We start from the raw sequence: 1833 nt of genomic DNA, 5'->3' as shown, positions 1-1833 counted from the left end.
TCCGGCGGCAGCCCGGCCAGCGCCTGCCGGACGAACTCCTCGTCCCGCGGCGCCTCCTCGGTGGGCTCGGCGGCGAGCAGCCGCGTCAGCAGCGCCTGCGGATCGACGGGCAGTTCGCGCCGCATCCGCAGCGCGTCGATGGCGAGGTTGCGCGTGATCGTGAGAAGCCAGGTCGGTACGGCGCCACGCCTGGCATCGTAGGCGGCCGCGTGCCGCCACGCCCGCACGAACGCCTCCTGCGCCACCTCCTCCGCCAGCGCCGCCTCGCCCACGATGGCCCTGGCGAGGCCGAACACCCGGGCCTGATAGCGACGCACCAGCACGGTGGCGGCACGCGCGTCGCCCGAGGCCATGCCGGCCAGCAGCGATTCATCCGAAAGTGCCCACAGTCGGTACTACGGGGACGATCATCGTTCTGGCTTCACCGGGGTGAATCCCGGAGCGACGCGCCTTCCGTACAACCGGTATGAGAAAAATCCTCATCGCCCTCGCCGCGAGCGCGCTGCTCGCGGGATGCGGCACGGCCGGCACGGACAGCGCGACAGGCGCCGGCGCGCCGTCCGTGACCATCACCGGCCCGGCGAACAACGCCGACGTCGCCGGGACCTTCCCGCTGGAGTTCACCACCAGCGAGGAGATCGGCCCTCCCGAGTCGGGCAAGCACCACGTGCACGTGTTCACCGACGGGCACACCGATGACTACACCGTCGTCACCGCCTCGCCGTTCCAGATCGCCGGACTGCCGCCCGGCAAGCACACGGTGGGAGTCACCCTGCAGAACGCGGACCACTCGCCCGCGGGCGCCTCGGCCGAGATCACGGTGAACGTCACCGAGGGCGGCGGCCAAACCCCCGAGCCGACGCAGAGCTCCGGCGATGGCTACTAGTGAGCGCTACAACCGCAGGACCAGATGGTTCCACGCGGGCGTCTACCTGGCCACACTCGTGCTGCTCGGCACCGGATGGTGGCTGCTGTCCGGCAGGGAGGGCGACCCGAGCCCGCTCGCGCGGCTGGCCCACCTGCCCGACACCGTCCTGCACACCTGGCTCGGCTGGGCGCTCGCGGCGCTCGCGCTGGCCGGGCTGGTGCTCGGGCGCCGCGCGGTACGGACGTTCGTCGGTGAATCCACGCGCTTCCGCCGCGGCGATCTGGGATGGTTCGCACGCTGGCCCGCCGCGCTCATCACCGGCCGGTTCGGCCACCACGAGGGGCACTTCGATCCCGGCCAGCGCCTGCTCAACCTCGCGCTGGCCACAGCCCTGCTCGCCCTGATCGGCAGCGGCGTGGGGATGGTGCTGCTGCACGGCGGGCCGGTGTTCGCGGTGCTGGTCAGGATCCATGTCTGGGCGACGTACCTGGCCACGCCGCTGATCGCCGGGCATGTGCTGATCGCCGCGGGCCTGCTCCCCGGGTACCGGGGCGTCTGGCGCGCCATGCATCTGGGCGGACGCCTCGACCGTACGGTGGCCTTCCGTCTCTGGCCGGGGTGGGCCGTGCGGCACGACCCGACCGCGCTCGGCGCCTTCGTCCTGGACTCGCTGGGCCCGATCGAGACGGCCGCGGTCGAAGCGCATCTCGGGGAGTGCGCCGCCTGCCGGGCCGAGGTGGCCGAGCTCCGCAGGACGGTGCACCGGCTCCGCACGCACACGCCCGAATGAACCCGCCTGTATCGAGAACGGGCGGTCATTTCCATGACGTGAATTGCGAAATCCCCGGCCGCGATCGCGCTAGGAGCCGGCGGCCAGGCCGTCCAGGGTGACGGTGATGAGGCGGGCGGCGGCGGCGGGTGACACGTGCTCGTGGAGCCAGGCGGCGGCGGAGGTGAGGGCGGTC

General features: G+C 72.4%; 3 protein-coding genes. 2 read left to right on the top strand and 1 reads right to left on the bottom strand.

All coding sequences use genetic code 11. The features are described from left to right. Positions 1-353, bottom strand: a 353-nt coding sequence (locus AB0J09_RS63870; protein ID WP_360714148.1) for a sigma-70 family RNA polymerase sigma factor, incomplete at its 3' end; no start/stop codon positions are given. Positions 354-466: 113 nt separating this feature from the next. On the opposite strand from AB0J09_RS63870, the gene AB0J09_RS63865 reads away from it, so the two are divergent. Next, positions 467-886 carry a hypothetical protein gene (locus tag AB0J09_RS63865; protein ID WP_360714146.1) on the top strand — a complete coding sequence of 140 codons (420 nt, stop codon included), beginning with the start codon at positions 467-469 and terminating at the stop codon, positions 884-886. Next, positions 876-1658: a zf-HC2 domain-containing protein gene (locus AB0J09_RS63860; protein ID WP_360714144.1), complete on the top strand. Its 783-nt coding sequence runs from the start codon at positions 876-878 to the stop codon at positions 1656-1658. The genes AB0J09_RS63865 and AB0J09_RS63860 overlap by 11 nt, the downstream gene beginning before the upstream one ends. Positions 1659-1833 lie beyond the last annotated feature (175 nt).

Origin of the sequence: Nonomuraea sp. NPDC049784 (genome assembly GCF_040659615.1) — a bacterium.
Taxonomy (GTDB): Bacteria; Actinomycetota; Actinomycetes; order Streptosporangiales; family Streptosporangiaceae; genus Nonomuraea.
Note: the sequence above shows the minus strand (reverse complement) of the source record. Positions and strands in the feature narration are given on the sequence as shown.

Bases quoted from the DNA above. Each gene is read 5' to 3' on its own strand.
- AB0J09_RS63860 (WP_360714144.1), top strand. From the start codon at position 876: ATGGCTACTAGTGAGCGCTACAACCGCAGGACCAGATGGTTCCACGCG.
- AB0J09_RS63865 (WP_360714146.1), top strand. From the start codon at position 467: ATGAGAAAAATCCTCATCGCCCTCGCCGCGAGCGCGCTGCTCGCGGGA.